16 protein-coding genes are annotated in these 16,654 nt (G+C 65.9%); 8 read left to right on the top strand and 8 right to left on the bottom strand.

Translation table 11 applies throughout. The features are described 5' to 3' along the window. Positions 1–68: 68 nt before the first annotated feature. From AC1DNE_RS16385 to AC1DNE_RS16400, 4 genes are all read left to right on the top strand, one after another. Positions 69–1,265 carry an acyl-CoA dehydrogenase gene (locus AC1DNE_RS16385; RefSeq protein ID WP_441471426.1) on the top strand — a complete coding sequence of 399 codons (1,197 nt, stop codon included), beginning with the start codon at positions 69–71 and terminating at the stop codon, positions 1,263–1,265. A 108-nt stretch (positions 1,266–1,373) separates the two neighbouring features. Then, positions 1,374–2,558: a CaiB/BaiF CoA transferase family protein gene (locus tag AC1DNE_RS16390; protein ID WP_441471427.1), complete on the top strand. Its 1,185-nt coding sequence runs from the start codon at positions 1,374–1,376 to the stop codon at positions 2,556–2,558. Positions 2,559–2,675: 117 nt separating this feature from the next. Continuing rightward, complete coding sequence (locus tag AC1DNE_RS16395; protein ID WP_441471428.1) at positions 2,676–4,352, top strand: thiamine pyrophosphate-binding protein; 1,677 nt, start codon at positions 2,676–2,678, stop codon at positions 4,350–4,352. Between the two features lie 128 nt (positions 4,353–4,480). Beyond that, positions 4,481–4,963, top strand: coding sequence for a hypothetical protein (locus AC1DNE_RS16400; protein WP_441471429.1), 483 nt, complete (start codon positions 4,481–4,483; stop codon positions 4,961–4,963). Between the two features lie 6 nt (positions 4,964–4,969). On the opposite strand, the gene AC1DNE_RS16405 is transcribed toward AC1DNE_RS16400, so the two are convergent. Further along, complete coding sequence (locus AC1DNE_RS16405) at positions 4,970–5,533, bottom strand: cytochrome b (protein WP_441471430.1); 564 nt, start codon at positions 5,531–5,533, stop codon at positions 4,970–4,972. After that, the gene (locus AC1DNE_RS16410; RefSeq protein WP_441471431.1) at positions 5,530–6,093 is read right to left on the bottom strand and encodes a YceI family protein; all 564 of its coding nucleotides are present in this window, start codon (positions 6,091–6,093) and stop codon (positions 5,530–5,532) included. The genes AC1DNE_RS16405 and AC1DNE_RS16410 overlap by 4 nt, the downstream gene beginning before the upstream one ends. Before the next feature lie 229 nt (positions 6,094–6,322). On the opposite strand from AC1DNE_RS16410, the gene AC1DNE_RS16415 reads away from it, so the two are divergent. Beyond that, positions 6,323–6,856 (top strand): hypothetical protein, encoded by a 534-nt coding sequence (locus tag AC1DNE_RS16415; RefSeq protein WP_441471432.1) that lies wholly within the window; start codon positions 6,323–6,325, stop codon positions 6,854–6,856. A 10-nt stretch (positions 6,857–6,866) separates the two neighbouring features. Here the strand turns inward: AC1DNE_RS16415 and AC1DNE_RS16420 are convergent, their stop codons facing one another. The 6 genes from AC1DNE_RS16420 to AC1DNE_RS16445 form a co-directional block, all read right to left on the bottom strand. Continuing rightward, positions 6,867–7,463: an HdeD family acid-resistance protein gene (locus AC1DNE_RS16420; protein ID WP_441471433.1), complete on the bottom strand. Its 597-nt coding sequence runs from the start codon at positions 7,461–7,463 to the stop codon at positions 6,867–6,869. A 109-nt stretch (positions 7,464–7,572) separates the two neighbouring features. Then, a complete protein-coding gene (locus AC1DNE_RS16425) occupies positions 7,573–7,710 on the bottom strand; it encodes a hypothetical protein (RefSeq protein ID WP_441471434.1) in 138 nt (45 codons plus the stop codon). A 73-nt stretch (positions 7,711–7,783) separates the two neighbouring features. After that, a complete protein-coding gene (tal, locus tag AC1DNE_RS16430; RefSeq protein WP_441471435.1) occupies positions 7,784–8,740 on the bottom strand; it encodes a transaldolase in 957 nt (318 codons plus the stop codon). A gap of 222 nt (positions 8,741–8,962) precedes the next feature. After that, positions 8,963–9,799, bottom strand: coding sequence for a carbohydrate ABC transporter permease (locus AC1DNE_RS16435; protein ID WP_441471436.1), 837 nt, complete (start codon positions 9,797–9,799; stop codon positions 8,963–8,965). Further along, entirely contained in the window at positions 9,796–10,596 is an 801-nt protein-coding gene (locus AC1DNE_RS16440) for a carbohydrate ABC transporter permease (protein ID WP_441471585.1), read from the bottom strand. Before AC1DNE_RS16440 ends, AC1DNE_RS16435 begins: the two co-directional genes overlap by 4 nt. Before the next feature lie 286 nt (positions 10,597–10,882). After that, positions 10,883–12,265, bottom strand: coding sequence for an ABC transporter substrate-binding protein (locus tag AC1DNE_RS16445; RefSeq protein ID WP_441471437.1), 1,383 nt, complete (start codon positions 12,263–12,265; stop codon positions 10,883–10,885). 233 nt (positions 12,266–12,498) lie between these two features. On the opposite strand from AC1DNE_RS16445, the gene AC1DNE_RS16450 reads away from it, so the two are divergent. The 3 genes from AC1DNE_RS16450 to AC1DNE_RS16460 all read left to right on the top strand — a co-directional run bounded on the left by AC1DNE_RS16450 (position 12,499) and on the right by AC1DNE_RS16460 (position 16,639). After that, positions 12,499–13,479 (top strand): ABC transporter substrate-binding protein, encoded by a 981-nt coding sequence (locus AC1DNE_RS16450; RefSeq protein WP_441471438.1) that lies wholly within the window; start codon positions 12,499–12,501, stop codon positions 13,477–13,479. 30 nt (positions 13,480–13,509) lie between these two features. After that, positions 13,510–15,261, top strand: coding sequence for an ABC transporter permease (locus AC1DNE_RS16455; RefSeq protein WP_476766112.1), 1,752 nt, complete (start codon positions 13,510–13,512; stop codon positions 15,259–15,261). A gap of 91 nt (positions 15,262–15,352) precedes the next feature. Continuing rightward, entirely contained in the window at positions 15,353–16,639 is a 1,287-nt protein-coding gene (locus tag AC1DNE_RS16460) for a GGDEF domain-containing response regulator (protein ID WP_441471440.1), read from the top strand. Positions 16,640–16,654 lie beyond the last annotated feature (15 nt).

Genomic DNA, 16,654 nt, shown 5'->3' on the forward strand with positions numbered 1-16,654 from the left:
CCTGGATTGCTTCGTCGCTCCGCTCCTCGCAATGACGGTAAGTGGAAACAGGACGGGAGACGAAGAACATGGCCGGCAGCCACAAGCTCGCGAAGTTCACCTGGGACGACGCCTATCTGCTCGACGAGCAGCTCACGGAAGACGAGCGGCTGATCCGCGACACGGCCCGCGCCTATGCGCAGGAGAAGCTCGCTCCCCGCATCCATGACGCCTATCTCGACGAGAAGACCGATCGCTCGATCTTCAACGAAATGGGCGAGCTCGGCCTGCTCGGCGTCACCGTCCCCGAGGAATATGGCTGCGCCGGCGCGAACTACGTCTCCTACGGGCTGGTCGCCCGCGAGGTCGAGCGCGTCGATTCCGGCTACCGCTCAATGATGTCGGTGCAGTCCTCGCTCGTGATGTATCCCATCTATGCCTATGGCAGCGAGGAGCAGCGCAAGAAGTACCTGCCGAAGCTCGCCAGCGGCGAGTGGGTCGGCTGCTTCGGCCTGACCGAGCCGGATGCCGGCTCCGACCCAGGCGGCATGAAGACCCGCGCCGAGAAGGTCGCCGACGGCTACAAGCTGACGGGATCGAAGATGTGGATCTCGAACTCGCCGATCGCCGACGTCTTCGTCGTCTGGGCGAAATCATCAGCGCATGACAACCAGATCCGCGGGTTCATCCTCGACAAGGGCATGAAGGGCCTCTCCGCGCCGAAGATCGGCGGCAAGCTTTCGCTGCGCGCCTCGATCACCGGCGAAGTCGTCATGGACGGCGTCATCGTGCCGGAAGAGAACCTGCTGCCGAACGTCTCGGGCCTGTCGGGTCCGTTCGGCTGCCTGAACCGCGCGCGCTACGGCATCTCCTGGGGCGTGATGGGCGCCGCCGAGGATTGCTTCCACCGCGCCCGCCAGTATGGGCTCGACCGCAAGCAGTTCAACAAGCCGCTCGCCCAGACCCAGCTTTATCAGAAGAAGCTCGCGGACATGCTGACCGAGATCACACTCGGCCTGCAGGGTTCATTGCGCGTCGGGCGCCTGCTCGACGAGGGCAAGATGGCCCCGGAGATGATCTCGCTGGTCAAGCGCAACAACTGCGGCAAGGCGCTCGACATCGCCCGCCAGGCTCGCGACATGCACGGCGGCAACGGCATCCAGATCGAGTATCAGGTGATGCGCCATGCGGCGAACCTCGAGACGGTGAACACCTATGAGGGCACGCATGACGTCCACGCGCTGATCCTCGGCCGGGCGATTACCGGCCTGCAGGCGTTCTTCTGAGCGCAATCAGGCGTCATGCCCGGGCTTGACCCGGGCATCTCGTCCCACGCGAACCTCCCCGGAGATGGTCGGGCCAAGCCCGACCATGACGCCCGAGTCGAACCCGCCATGACGACCCCTCCCCTCGCCGGCCTGCGCGTCCTCGAACTGGCGCGCATCCTTGCAGGTCCCTGGATCGGCCAGCTCCTGGCCGATCTCGGCGCCGATGTCGTCAAGGTCGAGGCGCCCGAGGGCGACGACACCCGCAAATGGGGCCCGCCCTTCGTCGAGAGCACCGGCGAAGAGCACCTCTCGGCCGCCTATTTCCACGCCGCCAATCGTGGCAAGCGCTCGATCACCGCCGATTTCCGGACGGCCGAAGGCCAGGCGCTGGTCAGGCGACTGGCCGCCCATGCCGATGTCGTCATCGAGAACTTCAAGGTGGGCGGCCTCAGCAAATACGGGCTCGACTCCGCCTCGCTGCGCAAGGAATTCCCCCGCCTGATCTATTGCTCGGTCACCGGCTTCGGCCAGGACGGCCCGTATGCGCCGCGCGCCGGCTACGACTTCCTCGTCCAGGGCATGGGCGGGGCCATGTCGATCACCGGCGAGCCGGCGGGCGCGCCGATGAAGGCCGGCTATGCGGTCGCGGACATCTACACCGGGCTCTATGCCTCGGTCGGCATCCTCTCGGCGCTGCGCCACCGCGATGCGACCGGCGAAGGCGCCACGCTCGATCTCGCCCTGCTCGACTCGCAGGTCGCCGTGCTCGGCAATCAGGCGATGAACTATCTCGTCGGCGGCAACCCGCCGCCCCGGCTCGGCAACGCCCATCCGAACATCGTGCCCTATGACGTGTTCCCGGTCGCCGACGGCCATATCATCATCGCGACCGGCAATGACGGGCAGTGGCGCAAGCTCTGCGACGTGCTGGGCGAGCCGGCACTGGCCGACCATCCCGACTATCTCGACAACAAGTCGCGGGTGAAGAACCGCGTCGCGCTGACGGCGCGGCTGCACGAACTTTGCAAGCGCCAGACCAAGGCCGAGCTTCTGGCCGGGCTGGAGAAGGTCGGCGTACCCGCAGGGCCGATCAACGATATCGGCGAGGTTTTCGCCGATCCGCAGGTGGTAGCGCGCGGCGTCAAAGTCGACCTGCCGAGCGCTGCCGCGAAGGCGGGCAGCATTCCGACCGTCGCCTCGCCCATCGTCATGAACGGCGTACGGCAAGTGGCAAAGCGGCCGAGCCCCCGGCTCGGCGAACATGCAGACGACATTTTGAACGATCCGGCCTGGGGAGGGCCGGCACGATGACATCCGCCGTCATTGCGAGCGCAGCGAAGCAATCCAGGAGGGCTCGCTCGACGTCCCCCTGGATTGCTTCGTCGCTGCGCGCCTCGCAATGACGGCTAGGACAAGGGAACAAGAGCAATGGCTAATCGCACCGGCGGGCAGATCCTCGTCGACCAGCTTCTGATCCATGGCGCCACCGACGCCTTCTGCGTGCCGGGCGAGAGCTATCTCGCCGTGCTCGACGCACTGCACGATGCGTCGATGAAGGTCACCATCTGCCGGGCCGAGGGCGGCGCCTGCATGATGGCCGAGGCTGCCGGCAAGCTCACAGGCAAGCCCGGCATCTGCTTCGTGACTCGCGGCCCCGGCGCCACCAACGCCTCGCCCGGCATCCATATCGCCGACCAGGATTCGACGCCGCTCATCCTCTTCGTCGGTCAGATCGACGGCAGCATGCGCGAGCGCGAGGCCTTCCAGGAGCTCGATTACCGCGCCGTCTTCGGCACGATGACGAAATGGGCGACCGAGATCGACAATGCCGCGCGCATCCCGGAAATCATCAGCCGCGCCTTCCACGTCGCGACCTCGGGCCGGCCTGGCCCGGTCGTAATCGCGCTGCCCGAGGACGTGCTGACCGACCTCGCGGATGTCGCCGACGCCGAGCCCTATCAGGTCACCGAGCAGCATCCCTCGCCGGTGCAGATGCAGGATCTGGCCAAGCGCTTCGCTGCGGCCAAGTCGCCGATCGCAATCCTCGGCGGCTCGCGCTGGAGCCCTGAGACGATCGCGCAGTTCCAGGCCTTCGCCGAGCGTTTCGACCTGCCGGTCGCGGTCTCCTTCCGCCGGCAGATGCTGTTCCCGGCCGATCATCCGAATTTCGCCGGTGATCTCGGCATCGGCCCGAACCCGAAGCTGCTCGCCCGCATCAAGGAGAGCGATCTCGTCCTGCTCGTCGGCGGGCGGCTGTCGGAGATGCCGAGCCAGTCCTACACGCTGTTCGGCATTCCCAATCCGGGCCGGCCGCTGGTGCATGTCCATGCCGATCCGGAGGAGCTGGGTCGCGTCTACCGGCCGACGCTCGCGATCAATGCTTCGCCCGCCGGCTTCTGCGCCGCATTGGCCGCGATCGAGCCCCCCAAGGCTCCGGCCTGGAAAGGCGCCGGCGCCGCCGCGCACGAAGCCTATATCGCCTGGAGCGAGCAGCCGGCGCCCGTGCCCGGCGAGTTCCACCCCGGCGAGATGGTGCGCTGGCTGCGCAGCCAGCTGCCCGACGACGCCATCATGTGCAACGGCGCCGGCAATTACGCGACCTGGGTGCACCGCTTCCACCGCTTCAACAAGTTCGCGACGCAGCTCGCCCCGACCTGCGGCTCGATGGGCTATGGCGTGCCGGCCGCGATCGGCGCCAAGCGGCTCTTCCCGGAGCGCACCGTCATCGCCTTCGCCGGCGATGGCTGCTTCCTGATGAATGGCCAGGACTTCGCGACGGCCGTGCAGTACGACCTGCCGGTGATCGTCGTCGTCGTCGATAACGGCATGTACGGCACGATCCGCATGCATCAGGAGCGCGAATATCCCGGCCGCGTCTCGGCGACGACGCTGAAGAACCCCGATTTCGCCGCCTATGCCAAGGCGTTCGGCGGCCATGGCGAGCGTGTCGAGAAGACCGAAGAGTTCGCCCCGGCCTTCGAGCGCGCGGTGAAGAGCGGCAAGCCCGCGATCATTCACTGCCTGCTCGACCCAGAGGCGATCACCCCGGCGAAGTCGCTCTCGACGATCCGGGCCGAGGCTTTCGCGGCCAAGGGCAAGCACTGATCGCGCCGAAGCAAAAAACTCGCCGTTGCCCCTGAACCGGCGCCGCGCCTTCCGCGACCAAACGTCGTTGAGGACACGACGCTGCGGAGGGCTCGGCGATGAGGCACGGATTTGCGATCCGGTTCGGGATGGCGGCTCTGCTGTCCGCCGCGGCCGCGCCCGGTGCGGAGGCGGCCGGCTTCTTCGACAGTCTGGCGCGGGCGATCTTCGGCGCGCCCCGCCTGCGGGCCTCGCCGATCTATGAGTTCGACGATGACAGGCCCCGGGCGCGGCCACGCCCGCGGGCACCCGAAGCCTCCTCGAAGCCCAAGCTCCCGGTCGCCAAGCTGGACCCGCAGACCGACCGCCACTGGTATTTGAAGGACCCAACGCTGCGACGGGGCGATATTGTCGTCACCGCGAGCGGTGTGCTGGTCTATCAGGGGCGCGACAGCGATGCGGCGCACTCCAGCGATTTCGTCGCGCTCGGCGGCAGCGACCCCAAGGGCTGGAAGCAAAATCTGCAGACCGCAGCCGCGGGCGGCCGCACCATGTTCCAGAGCGCCCCAGGGAGGACGGACACCGCGGCGGCGGAGGCCGACCAAAGCGGCGAGGCGGCGAACGGTCGCTGAAGACGGTTACGACCAGCGCCGACCGAACCACATCCGGCCGAGCAGGCCATCGCGCCAGAGCAGCATATGGACGGCGACCGCCGCCACATGCGCGACGCCGAGCGCGATCAGGATGTTGCCGAGCTGATTGTGCAGCCACAGCATCCGCTGGTAGATGGCAGGGTTAGGACCGACCGGGTGCGGCACCGGGAACAGCCCGAAATAGAGCGTCGGGATCTGGATCGGCGCCGCCGCCGCCATCAGCAGCCCCGTGACCGGCAATGCCAGCAGGCAGAGATAGAGCCCGGCGTGAACGGTGCCGGCCGCGCCCCGCAGCCAGGGATTGCTCTCGAAAGGTCCCGGCTGCGGAATGGCAAGACGCAGCAAGAGCCGCAGCACCACGAAGAGCGCGATCGTCAACCCCACGGATTTATGGCGCTGATAGAGTTCGAAGCGGGAGATGAGGTCGCGGCTCTCGTCGCGCATCGGCCCTGCGATCCAGAACTGGAACAGCACGAGCAGCAGCGTCAGCCAGTGCAGCACGACGCTGGCCGGATGCCAGCGCGCCGGCCGCCCCGCCCCATCGCTCATCGCTTCAGGCGCCCCTTGATGACGATGTCCATCTGGTCGTCGACGATGTTCACGTCCCGGCCGATGCCATAGGCTGGCCGCAGGAAACTGCCGCTGGCCTGGAAGGGCAGCACGTCGCCGCGCCTAGCCCGCTCGATGTCTCCGTCCACGGTCGCCTTCACAGAGAAGGGCTGTGTCACGCCCTTGATCGTCAACCTGCCGCGGATGTCGAGGCTGTGCTCACCAGTGCGCGACACGTTTTCGGAAACGAAGCTCGCCACGGGATAGTGCGCTGCATCGAGCATGCTCTCACCAGCAATGAAGCCGTCGACCAGCGGTGAACCCGCTTTGATCGACGCCGTCTGCAGCGTCACACGGACACGACTTCGCTCCGGGTGGTCGAAATCGATGGCGAAGCTGCCTTCGTATCGCTCGAAGCGGCCGTTCGTGACCACGGCCCCGAAACGGTGCCCGATGAAGCTGATCTCGGTCGCACCCCGATCGAAGCTCCAGGCAGACTGGGCCTGCGCCTGCGATGCGGCCAGCAGGGCTGCGAGGCAGAAGCCAACGATCCTGATCATGATGGCACCCGGAAGCTGCCTGAGAAGCGGCAACCATCCGTCAACTTGAAGGAAATGCCATGGCCGCCAGAGCCGAAACACGAAAAGGTGATTCAAGGCCGACCTATCAAGGTTGACGGCGCCTTCCCGCGGACCCGGTCGATTGACCGGTCGTTAAGCGCGCCCGCGTCCTGTCGTTGAAACTTTGCATCGAGTCGTCAGTTGTTGTCCCGGCAGGGAGGCCGGCGAGATGGCGAGACGGTTGCGCGAGGTCGTATTTATCGCGGCGATGGCGAGCATCGCGGCAACCATGCCTGCGGGTGCCGCCGGCTTCCTCGACAATTTGGCCAATGCCCTGTTCGGACGGCCTCAACCGCGCCCGGTGATCGAGTTCGAGCCCTATGACCCGCTCAGCGTCACCGTTAAGCCTCACCGGAAACGCGCTTCGGCCGAGGCGGCCTCCAAGCCGAAGCCACCAGTGGTCAAGCTCGATCCCCAGCGGGACCCCGATTGGTATCTGAAGGATCCGACATTGCGACGCGGCGATGTGGTCGTCACAGCACGGGGCGTGCTGGTCTATCAGGGCCGCGACAGCGATCACATGATCGAGGGTGACTTTACCGCGCTAGGCGGCAAGCCCGGCGAGAAGAGCTGGAAGGGCCAACTGCAAGCAGCCGCGGCCGGCGGCCGCAGCTTCTTCCGCGATTTCCGCGACGCACCACCCAGCCCGGCCGACATCTCGCTGGCCCAGCCGGTGGCGCAACGCGAATCCGCCCAGCCCTAGCCTTCCTGCGTCAGCCCCCCGGCCGGACACCGTCAAAGGTCGAGCGGATGGCGCGCGCCAGCGCGATCGCCGCCCAGCCCTGGAAGATCAGCTCGATCGCCAGGAAAGTGCCGAGTACCCACAGGCTCGAGCCGGGCCATTGCGCCAGGATCATGCCGCCGAGCAGCAACGACAGCGCGCCGGAGAACGCGACCCAGCCCCAATAGGGCAGCTCCCGGTTCTGGAACGCCATGATGAGGCGCAGCACGCCCGTCGCGACCAGGGCCGCACCGACCAGAAGGGTCAGCGAGGCCGTGGCGACCAGCGGATTGACGAAGGTCATCACGCCGACCGCGACGTAGAGCACGCCGATCAGGATGTGCCACAGGCGGCTTTTCCAGCCCTGATGGCGGAAGGCGTCGATCAGCACGACGATGCCGCCGACGAAGATCATGGCGCCGAACCAGATCGCACTGGCGAGGCTGAGCAGCGCCACGGCGCCGAGACCCAGAACGCCGAGGATGATGAGGACGATCCCCTCCGCCATCAGCCAGCCCCAACTACGCCGGAGCGGAATGAGATGCGTACCGAGAGAGGGAGGGGTGGAGACTCCAGATGGTGTGCTCATGGCGGCAGACTCCATTCCGGGCAGCCGCGACAGCCGGGCCGCCTCGTTCGACGACTCGCATGAGAAACCCACGCAGCGGTTGCGTCAATGATCTGACGCAAGCCGGGCGTCAGTAGGTGGCGCGCCTGCCCGAAAGATCGAAGACCGCACCCGTCGAGAAGCTGCAACACTCGCTCGCGAACCAGGCGACCAGCTCGACCAGCTCCGCGACCGTGCCGAGCCGCTTCAGCGGGCTCTTGGCGACCATGGCCGCGACCGTCTCCGCTCATCTGCTGCAGCAGATCGGTCCCGATGGCGGCCGGCGCTCCGCCATGGCCGCTTTAGCCGAGCTTTTCGGCAACGAGCTTGCGCAGGCTGCGCAGGTCCTTGACGAAGCCGCGGATGCCTTCCGCCAGCTTCTCCGTCGCCATCGCGTCCTCGTTCATGGCGAAGCGGAAGGCCTTCTCGTCGAGCACGAGCTTTTCCGGGGCCTTGCCGGGCGCCTCGCGCTTGAGCTTGCGCGGCAGCTCCCCGGTCGCGCCGGCGAGCTCGTCGAGCAGGCCCGGGCCAATGGTCAGCCGGTCGCAGCCGGCCAGCGCCTCGATCTCGCCGGTGTTGCGGAAGGAGGCGCCCATCACCACCGTGTCGATGCCGTAGGTCTTGTAATAGGCATAGATCGACCGGACCGAAACGACGCCGGGATCGGTCTCGGCGGTGTAGGGGCCGCCGCCGGCCTTGACGTGCCAGTCGAGGATGCGCCCGACGAAGGGCGAGATCAGGAAGGCCCTGGCGTCGGCCGCAGCGACCGCCTGCGGCAGCGCGAAAAGCAGCGTCAGGTTGCAGTCGATCCCCTCGGCCTGCAGCACCTTGGCCGCCTGCAGCCCCTCCCAGGTCGAGGCGACCTTGATCAGGATGCGGTCCTTGCCGACGCCGCGCTCCTTGTAGGCGGCGATGATGGCGCGGGCCTTCTCGATGCTCGCCTGCGTATCGAAGGAGAGATCGGCATCGACCTCGGTCGAGACACGGCCGGGCACGATCTTGGTCAGCTCGGTGCCGAAGCTCACCGCGAGGCGGTCGCAGACGGCATGGACCGCCTTCTCGCCGCCACCCTGCTTCTTGCCCCAGCCGATCGCCTCGTCGACGAGATGGGCATAGGCCGGGGCCTCGACGGCCTTGAGGATCAGGGTCGGATTCGTGGTGCAATCGACCGGCTTCAGCCGGCGCACGGCCTCGATATCGCCGGTGTCGGCGACGACAGTGGTCATTTCGCGGAGCTGGTCGAGCTTGGAGGCGGTCATTGATCTATCCTCGACAATTCTTCTTGTCATAACGCACGCAATGTGACGCCTGTTCGCCGCCATTGCGAGAGCGATGAAGCAGTTCTGCCATGCAGTGGCCGGTCCGCAGGTCATGCCCGGGCTTGCCCCGGGCATCTCGGGAAGGAGGTGCGCTCCTTCCTGCGAGAGATTCTCGGGTCTGCGCTTCGCTGCGCCCGAGAATGACGGGGTTGGCAACCGCCCTCAGCTCTTCACCGCACCCGAGGTCAGGCCGCTGACCATGTTCTTGCGGAAGCCGTAATAGATCACGGCTGGCGGGATGGCATAGAGCAGACCCGCCGCCATCAGCAGGTTCCAGGGCGCATCGTCGGCCGAAAGGAAGAGGCCGAGGCCGACCGCCAGAGGCACCGCCTTCTCCGACGAGAGCAGCAGGAAGGCGTAGAGATACTCGTTCCAGGCGAGCAGCAGCGCGTAGATGCCGATCACCACCATCGAGGGCTTCATCAGCGGCAGATAGACCAGCCGGAAGAGCTGGAGCGAGGTGGCGCCGTCCATCACCGCCGCCTCGTCGAGCTCCTTCGGCAATTTGTCGGAAGCCTGCTTCAGCACCCAGATCGCATAGGGCGAGGCCAGCGCGACCATGGCGAGGATCAGCGAGGCCTGCGTATTGAGCAGCCCGTAGGAGCCCATCGCCTTGTACATGGGGATGGCGAGGAAGGCGGCCGGAATGAGATAGGTCGCGAGCGCGAGATTCATCATCGTGCGCCCGCCCTTCACCTTGAGCCGGGCGATGGCGAAGGCGGCGAGCGTCGCGACGAACAGCGTGATCCCCCCCGTCGCGATCGCGATGAAGAAGCTGTTGAACAGCTGCCGCCAGAAATTATGCAGGTAGTAGTGCTGCTGGTTGAAGACGATCTGGAAATTCTGCAGCGTCGGGTTGTCCGGCCAGAGCTTGCCGGCCAGCATCGACTCCTGGTTCGAGATCGACAGCACGAAGAGGTGGTAGATCGGCAGCAGCGTCCAGATCAGCACGGGAATCGCGATCAGGATCAGCTTGCCTTCGTCGAGGAACTTCCTCATGCGTCCGCTCCCTTCGACAGGCGCTTCACCATCACGAAGACCATCGGCAGGATCAGCGGCATGGCGACGATGATCGAGGCGATGCCGAGATCGAGATTGTTGTTGCGCATGTAGCGGATGCCAAGCGTCGCGAGGACGTGATTGAGGTCGCCGGGACCGCCGCTGTTGAGCAGGTAGACGCTATTGAAGTCGCCCAGCGTCCAGATCATCGAGAGCATGGTCGAGGTGACGTAGAGCGTCGCCAGCGAGGGCCAGGTGATGAAGCGGAACTGCTGCCAGCGATTGGCACCATCGACGCTTGCCGCCTCGTAGAGGTCCTGCGCGATGGCGAGCCGGCCGGTGATCAGGATCAGCGTCCAGAACGGCAGCGACTTCCAGATGTGGACCATGATCGACATGGCGAAGGCGAGCGTCGGATCGGTCAGCCAGCCCGGCCCCTCCATGACGCCGAACCACTGGAAGAGCTGCTGGTTCACCATGCCGTTCTCCGGGTTCAACATCACGCGGAACGACAGGATGGTCGGGATCGAAGGCACCGCCCAGGGCAGGATGAACAGCACCAGCACGAAGCGGATCCAGGCCCGCTGCTGCACGAAGAAGCCGGACAACCCCAGTGCGATGAGGAACTTCAGGTTCACCGCCACGAACAGGAAGATGATCGTATTGACGACGGTGCGCAGGAAGATCGGGTCGGCGAAGAGCGCCTTGTAGGAGTTCCAGTTGAGGCCGAGCCAGAGGCCATAGCCAACCGGGTAGACCACCATCACAGCGAAGACGAGCACATAGGGCGCCAGCATGATCGCACCCCAGGTCGCGCGGTCGCGCGTGAAGCCCGATTTATCCTCACGCGGTGCCGAAATCGGCGCTGTCATGGCGGCAGTGCTCATGGACTCTCCCTGGAATTGTCACCCGGTGAAAGCTCCGCCGCGGCAGGCATTGCCGCGGCGGATCGAGGATGCGAGCGTAACGGACGCGGGGCCCTCAGACCGCCGGGGCGGATACGCCGATCCGCTCCGACGATCGATGTTCTCGTTCCTGCATCGGATTCTGCCGAAAAGCGGCTTCCGCCTTTCGGTCCGACGCTTACCCGGCGATCTGCTTGATGCGGGCGATCATCTCGTCCACGGCCTGCTCGGCCGGGATCTTGTCCTGAACCACGCGGTTCACGGCCTTGGCCCAGACGTTCTCGGCGTTCACGGTCGTGAAGTTGTAGTTGTAGACGAACTGGAACGGCACGGTGCCGTCCTTGTACTGCTTGTAGACGACCGCGCGGTGCGGGTCCTTGCCGTCAGACCAGAACGGCGCCTCGATGCCCTTCAGCGTCGTCGGGACCCAGCGGCCGGCCGAGCCTTCGACGAACGGCCGCAGGTTCTCGTCCTTCATGAAGAAGGCCATGAATTCCTTGGCGCGCTTCTTGTTCTTGGCATCGGCGAAGATCACCGCCGTCTTGACCGCGGCAAGGTTCGTCATCTTGCTGCCGTCGGCCTTGAGCGGGAACTCGGCCGTGCGAATGTTGTCCTCGTAGTTCTTCTTCGCCTGCGCCCGCTGCTCGGCCGTGAGCGAGGGGTTGTTCATGTCGTCCATATGCTTGCCGGCGATCGAGATCGTGGCGTTGTGCGTGGCGACAGTCGTGCGGTTGTGGAAGGCGACGTTGTTGTCCGGGTCTAGCCAGTTGACGGAGGACGGCGGCGTGCAGCCGCGCTGGAAGATGTTGGCGTAGGACTTCACCGCCTCGACCATCGCCTTCTTGTTCTCGGGCTGGTCGAGCACGATCTTGCCGTTCTCGTCGACGACCTTGGCGTTATAGGCGTTGGCGAAAGTCAGGAAGGAGTAGAAGGTGTCGGAGGCGGCGATGCCCATCGGATGGCCGATGCCATAGATGCGCTTGCCCTTGGCGCGCAGCGAACCCTGCACCTTGTCGCACCAGAAGTCCCAGTAGCCGTCCCAGGTCTTCGGGATGTCGGCCTCCTTGAAGCCGGCCTCCTCCAGCATGTCCTTCCAGTAGGTGATGTGCATCATCTGCTGCTCGACCGGGAAGGCATAGTAGGACTTTTTGCCGGCCTTGCCGTTCATCAGGAAGGTGGTCGAGAGCGCCATAGGCTGCAGCTCGGACTTGAGCGGCTCAAGCACGTCCGAGACGTCCTCGAGCTTGCCGTCATAGGCCCATTTTCCGGTCGTTCGGAAATCATAGGTGGTGCAGAAGCCGACATCCGGCGGCGTGCCGGCATCGACGGCGCCGACCGATTTGGTGACGCAGTCCTCGGTCGCATAGAGTGAGAGCTCGACCTTGACGCCGGTTGCCTTCTGGAACTTGTCGACGACGGCCAACAGCGCGTCGTCCTCGCCCTTATAGAAGCCCTTGGTGAACCAGGCGGTGAGGACTTCCTGCGCCGAAGCAGCGCCGGTCCAGCCCGCGAGGACCGCGGCGACGGCGGTGCCCATCGCGAAATTTCGAGCCAATTTCATCAGATAACCTCCCGTTTAAACCGTTTTAATTCGACGTTTTTGATCGCCTTGCCGCGACCCTAGTCGAAAAGCCCCGCACGAAACAAGACGGTCCGGCTCTCAACAAATAGTATTTTTAATTCCAAACTGGACCGCCCCGGGCACAGCTTCCGGCAGCGGTTTCATGGAACCGTCATCTACGCGGTCTACGCGCAGCGCCATCTCGCAATCGCGATTCAGAGACGGAGAGTTCCATGCAGCGCAAGGCCTTGAACGCCTTCATCATTGCGGCCGGCCTTGCCGCCGCGTCCGGCGCGCTCGCGGCCGAAGGCAAGCTCGTACTCTACACCAGCCAGCCGAACACCGACGCCCAGCAAACGATCGACGCCTTCAAGGCGAAATACCCAAAGGTCGACGTCTCCTTCGTCCGCGACGGAACGCCGCGCATCATGGCGAAGCTCAAGGCGGAATTCGAGGCCGGCGCCCCGCAGGCCGACGTACTCCTGATCGCCGATTCGGTGACGATGGAAGGCCTCAAGAAGGACGACAGGCTGCTCGCCCACGACAAGGCCGATGTCGCCGCCTACCCGGCCGGCGTCCATGATCCCAAGAAGATGTGGTTCGCGACCAAGCTGATCACCACCGGAATCGTCTACAACACCAAGGCGGCGATGAAGCCGGCGAGCTGGACCGATCTCACCAGACCGGAAGCCAAGAACCAGCTGGCCATGCCGAGCCCGCTGAACTCGGGCGCCGCGCTGATCCACACGATCACGCTGACCGGGAATCTGAAGGACGGCTGGGACTTCTACGAGAAGCTCAAGGAGAACGGCACGCTGGCTGCCGGCGCCAATGGCGACATCCTGCGCCAGGTCGCCACGGGCGAGAAGCTCTACGGCATGATCGTCGACTTCATGCCGATCCGCGAGAAGGCCAAGGGCGCGCCGGTCGAGTTCGTCTTCCCGAGCGAGGGCGTCTCCGCCGTCAGCGAGCCCGTGGCGATCCTGAAGAGCACGAAGAACCCGGAGGCCGCGAAGGCCTTCATCGACTTCCTGCTGTCGAAGGAGGGCCAGGAACTCGCGCTGAAGCAGGGCTATGTCGCGGCCCATCCCGATGTCGCCCTGCCCGCGGGCTACCCGGCGCGCAGCGCGATCAAGCTGATGTCGTTCGACGCCGCCAAGGCGCTCGCCGACGAGGCTGCGGCGCGCAAGCGCTTCAGCTCGATCTTCGAGTAAGGTCGCTTCCATGCTAGGGGCGCCGGCGCCATGACGCTGGCCATCGACCAGAACACGAAGCGGGAGCCCGCGCTCGCGGCCCCGCCTCTGCTGCCTCTGCGGCTGCCGGACGGCCTCGGCCTGCCGGCGCTCGTCGTCGCGGTCGCGCTGCTGCTCGGCGGGCTGCCCTTCTTCCGGCTCGTCGCCGCGGCCTTCGCTCCCGGCTGGCAGTTCGCGCCGGATGCCGCCTTCGCCGAGATGGCGAGCCGTTCCGCCGTCGCCGCGACCTGGCATACGCTGGAAACCGCCTGCATTTCCGCGCTCGGTGCTCTCATTGTCGGCGGCATCGTCGCTCTGGCTCTCGGCGTCACCGATGTGCGCGGGAAACGCCCCCTCGCCTTCTTCTTCGTCTTCTCGATGATGATCGCGCCGCAGGTCGCGGCGCTCGCCTTCCTCAGCCTGCTCGCGCCGAATTCGCAGATCCTTTCGCTCATCGGCCTGGCGCCGGCGCCGGGCACCCCCAATCCATTGCTGGGCCGCGGCGGCATCATCCTGGTGATGGCGCTGCACCACGCGCCGCTGGTCGCGATCACCCTCTGGACCGGCCTGCGCAGCATACCGCAATCGCTGGTCGAGGCGGCGCAGATGGAGGGCGCGTCGAACGCCACCATCACCGCGCGCATCATCGTCCCGGTGCTGCGACCGCAGATCGTCGCAGCCGGCCTCATCGCCTTCGTTGCGGGCGTCGGCAATTTCGGCATCCCGGCCCTGCTCGGCCTGCCGGTGAACTATCTCACGCTGCCGACGCTGATCTATCGCCGGCTGTCGAGCTTCGGCCCGTCGAGCCTTGGCGAGACGGCGGCGCTTGCCGTGCTCGTCGCCATCGTGGCGGCGCTCGGCATCGTCGCGGGCACGCTGGTCGCCCGGCGCCAACGCGGCAAGGTCGAGATCGAGCGGCCGCTCGAACCCTACTGGCTGCTGGGCTCTGCCCGCCCCTTCGTCGCGGCCGGGCTCTGGCTGCTGCTGGCACTGAAACTCGGATTGCCCTTGCTGGCGCTGCTGAGCGAGGCGCTGACGCCCGCGCTCGGCGTCGCTCTATCCTGGCAAACGCTGACCTTCGACAAGTTCACTGAAGTTCTGCTCAGGCAAGCCGTGACCATGCGCGCCTTCCGCAACTCGCTGCTCTTCGCCGGCGCCGCCGCCGTGATCCTGGCCTTCCTCGCGATCGCTTTCGCCTATGGGCTGGAGCGGCGAATGGGCAAGCTGAGGCGTCCGATCGAGCTCATGATCGAGCTGCCCTATGCCCTGCCCGGCGTGGTCCTCGCCATCGCCTGCATCCTGATCTTCCTGAAGCCGCTGCCGCTGATCGGCGTCAGCATCTACGGCACGCCCTTCATCATCCTCTTCGCCTATCTCGCCCGATTCCTGCCGCTGGCGCTGAAGGCCCCCGTCGCGGCCATGGCCCAGATCGAGGCGCATCACGAAGAGGCGGCAAAGCTCGACGGCGCCAGCCTCTGGCAGATGCTGCGCTTCATCGTCGCGCCGATCCTGGCGCCGGCTGCCGCCGTCTCGGCGCTGATGGTCTTCCTCGTCGCGTTCAACGAGCTGACAGTCTCGGCGCTGCTGTGGTCCTCCGGCACCGAAACGCTGGGCGTCGTGCTGTTCAGCCTGAAGGAAGCCGGCCTCGCCGGCGAGGCCGCGGCCGTCGCCATCAGCGCCTCGGCCATCATCCTGGTCGCGATGCTGATCCTCGACCTGCTCGGCCGGCACCTGCCGCAGAACATCCTGCCCTGGCGCATCTAGGATGCCGCGCCGGCGGCGGCACAGTCGCAGCGCCGCCGTGACGAAAAATTAAGCTTGGGAGCGCCCTAGATGAAGCATGGGTGCTCTTACGATGCTTCAGACAAGACAAGATCCGATTGCCGATGACCGCAAGATTCTCGTCATCGAGGACTCCCGAACCTTCTCGCTGGCGTTACGGCAGTTCCTCGAAGCTGAGACCGGGCTGCCCGTCACGACCTGCGGTTCGCTCAAGGACCTGAGCGAGATCATCGTCGCAGCGCCGGGCGCCTACGCGATCGCGGTCGTCGATCTCAACCTGCCCGACGCGCCCCGCGGCGAGGCGCTGGACTGGACCGTGACCCACGGCATCCCCTCCGTCGTCTTCACCGCCACCTTCGATCTCGCCACGCGCGGGCGGATCATGGAACGGGAGGTGATCGACTACGTCCTGAAAGACAACGAGTTTGCGCTGCCCAACCTCGTCAACACTGTCAAACGGGCGCTGGACAACCGCAACACCCGCATCCTCGTCGTCGACGACACCCGGACCACTCGCAAGGTGCTCGCCCGCATGCTCTCGATCCAGCAATATGCCGTGGTCGAGGCCGGCTCCGGGCAGGAGGCGCTGACGGTCCTGGAGGGCAATCCCGACATCCAGCTCGTCGTCAGCGACTACTACATGCCCGACATGGATGGTTTCGAGCTGGCGCGCCGTATCAGGCGTCTCCATCCGCATGTCCGGCTTCTCGGCATCTCGTCTTCGACCGACCGCAAGACTTCGGCGGGCTTCCTCAAGGCCGGCGCGCACGACTTCGTCTCGCGCCCCTTCGTGCTCGAGGAACTGCAGTGCCGCATCGCGTCCAACGTCGAGACGCTGACGCAACTCAAACAACTGCAGGACCTCGCCGCGCGCGACTTCCTCACCGGCCTGTTCAATCGCCGCCACTTCTTCGAACGCGGCCAGAAGCTGGTGGGCGAAGCCCGCGAGATGGGGTTGCCCGTTTCGATCGCCATCCTCGACGTCGACCACTTCAAGCGCCTGAACGACCGCTACGGCCATGACGGGGGCGACAAGGCTCTGGCAGCCGTCGCACGCGGCCTGAGCGCTGCCGCCGAGCGCGGCTTCAACCTGCTGGCGCGCGTCGGCGGCGAGGAATTCGCCATCCTCTTTCCGGGCGCGGACCTCGCCGAGGCGACCCGGCTTTGCGACGACATCCGGGAGGCGATTGCCCGGGAACCACTGGTCCTGGACAACGAAACGCTCGCCCTCACGGTTTCACTGGGCGTAGCCCAGATCGGCTCCGAGGACGAGCTGGACGCCTGTCTCGGCCACGCGGACCGCGCGCTCTACGTCGCCAAGCAAAGCGGCCGGAACCGGGTCTGCGCCGACGCACTCTGAGCCCGGGCAGGCCAT

This window comes from Allobosea sp. 05L423 (genome assembly GCF_056397745.1).

What these genes read in the sequence shown, in the direction of transcription:
- AC1DNE_RS16385 (WP_441471426.1), top strand. Translation starts at nt 69, where the DNA reads ATGGCCGGCAGCCACAAGCTCGCGAAGTTCACCTGGGACGACGCCTAT.
- AC1DNE_RS16390 (WP_441471427.1), top strand. Translation starts at nt 1,374, where the DNA reads ATGACGACCCCTCCCCTCGCCGGCCTGCGCGTCCTCGAACTGGCGCGC.
- AC1DNE_RS16395 (WP_441471428.1), top strand. Translation starts at nt 2,676, where the DNA reads ATGGCTAATCGCACCGGCGGGCAGATCCTCGTCGACCAGCTTCTGATC.
- AC1DNE_RS16400 (WP_441471429.1), top strand. Translation starts at nt 4,481, where the DNA reads ATGGCGGCTCTGCTGTCCGCCGCGGCCGCGCCCGGTGCGGAGGCGGCC.
- AC1DNE_RS16405 (WP_441471430.1), bottom strand. Translation starts at nt 5,533, where the DNA reads ATGAGCGATGGGGCGGGGCGGCCGGCGCGCTGGCATCCGGCCAGCGTC.
- AC1DNE_RS16410 (WP_441471431.1), bottom strand. Translation starts at nt 6,093, where the DNA reads ATGATCAGGATCGTTGGCTTCTGCCTCGCAGCCCTGCTGGCCGCATCG.
- AC1DNE_RS16415 (WP_441471432.1), top strand. Translation starts at nt 6,323, where the DNA reads ATGGCGAGACGGTTGCGCGAGGTCGTATTTATCGCGGCGATGGCGAGC.
- AC1DNE_RS16420 (WP_441471433.1), bottom strand. Translation starts at nt 7,463, where the DNA reads ATGAGCACACCATCTGGAGTCTCCACCCCTCCCTCTCTCGGTACGCAT.
- AC1DNE_RS16425 (WP_441471434.1), bottom strand. Translation starts at nt 7,710, where the DNA reads ATGGTCGCCAAGAGCCCGCTGAAGCGGCTCGGCACGGTCGCGGAGCTG.
- tal (WP_441471435.1), bottom strand. Translation starts at nt 8,740, where the DNA reads ATGACCGCCTCCAAGCTCGACCAGCTCCGCGAAATGACCACTGTCGTC.
- AC1DNE_RS16435 (WP_441471436.1), bottom strand. Translation starts at nt 9,799, where the DNA reads ATGAGGAAGTTCCTCGACGAAGGCAAGCTGATCCTGATCGCGATTCCC.
- AC1DNE_RS16440 (WP_441471585.1), bottom strand. Translation starts at nt 10,596, where the DNA reads ATGCTGGCGCCCTATGTGCTCGTCTTCGCTGTGATGGTGGTCTACCCG.
- AC1DNE_RS16445 (WP_441471437.1), bottom strand. Translation starts at nt 12,265, where the DNA reads ATGAAATTGGCTCGAAATTTCGCGATGGGCACCGCCGTCGCCGCGGTC.
- AC1DNE_RS16450 (WP_441471438.1), top strand. Translation starts at nt 12,499, where the DNA reads ATGCAGCGCAAGGCCTTGAACGCCTTCATCATTGCGGCCGGCCTTGCC.
- AC1DNE_RS16455 (WP_476766112.1), top strand. Translation starts at nt 13,510, where the DNA reads ATGACGCTGGCCATCGACCAGAACACGAAGCGGGAGCCCGCGCTCGCG.
- AC1DNE_RS16460 (WP_441471440.1), top strand. Translation starts at nt 15,353, where the DNA reads ATGCTTCAGACAAGACAAGATCCGATTGCCGATGACCGCAAGATTCTC.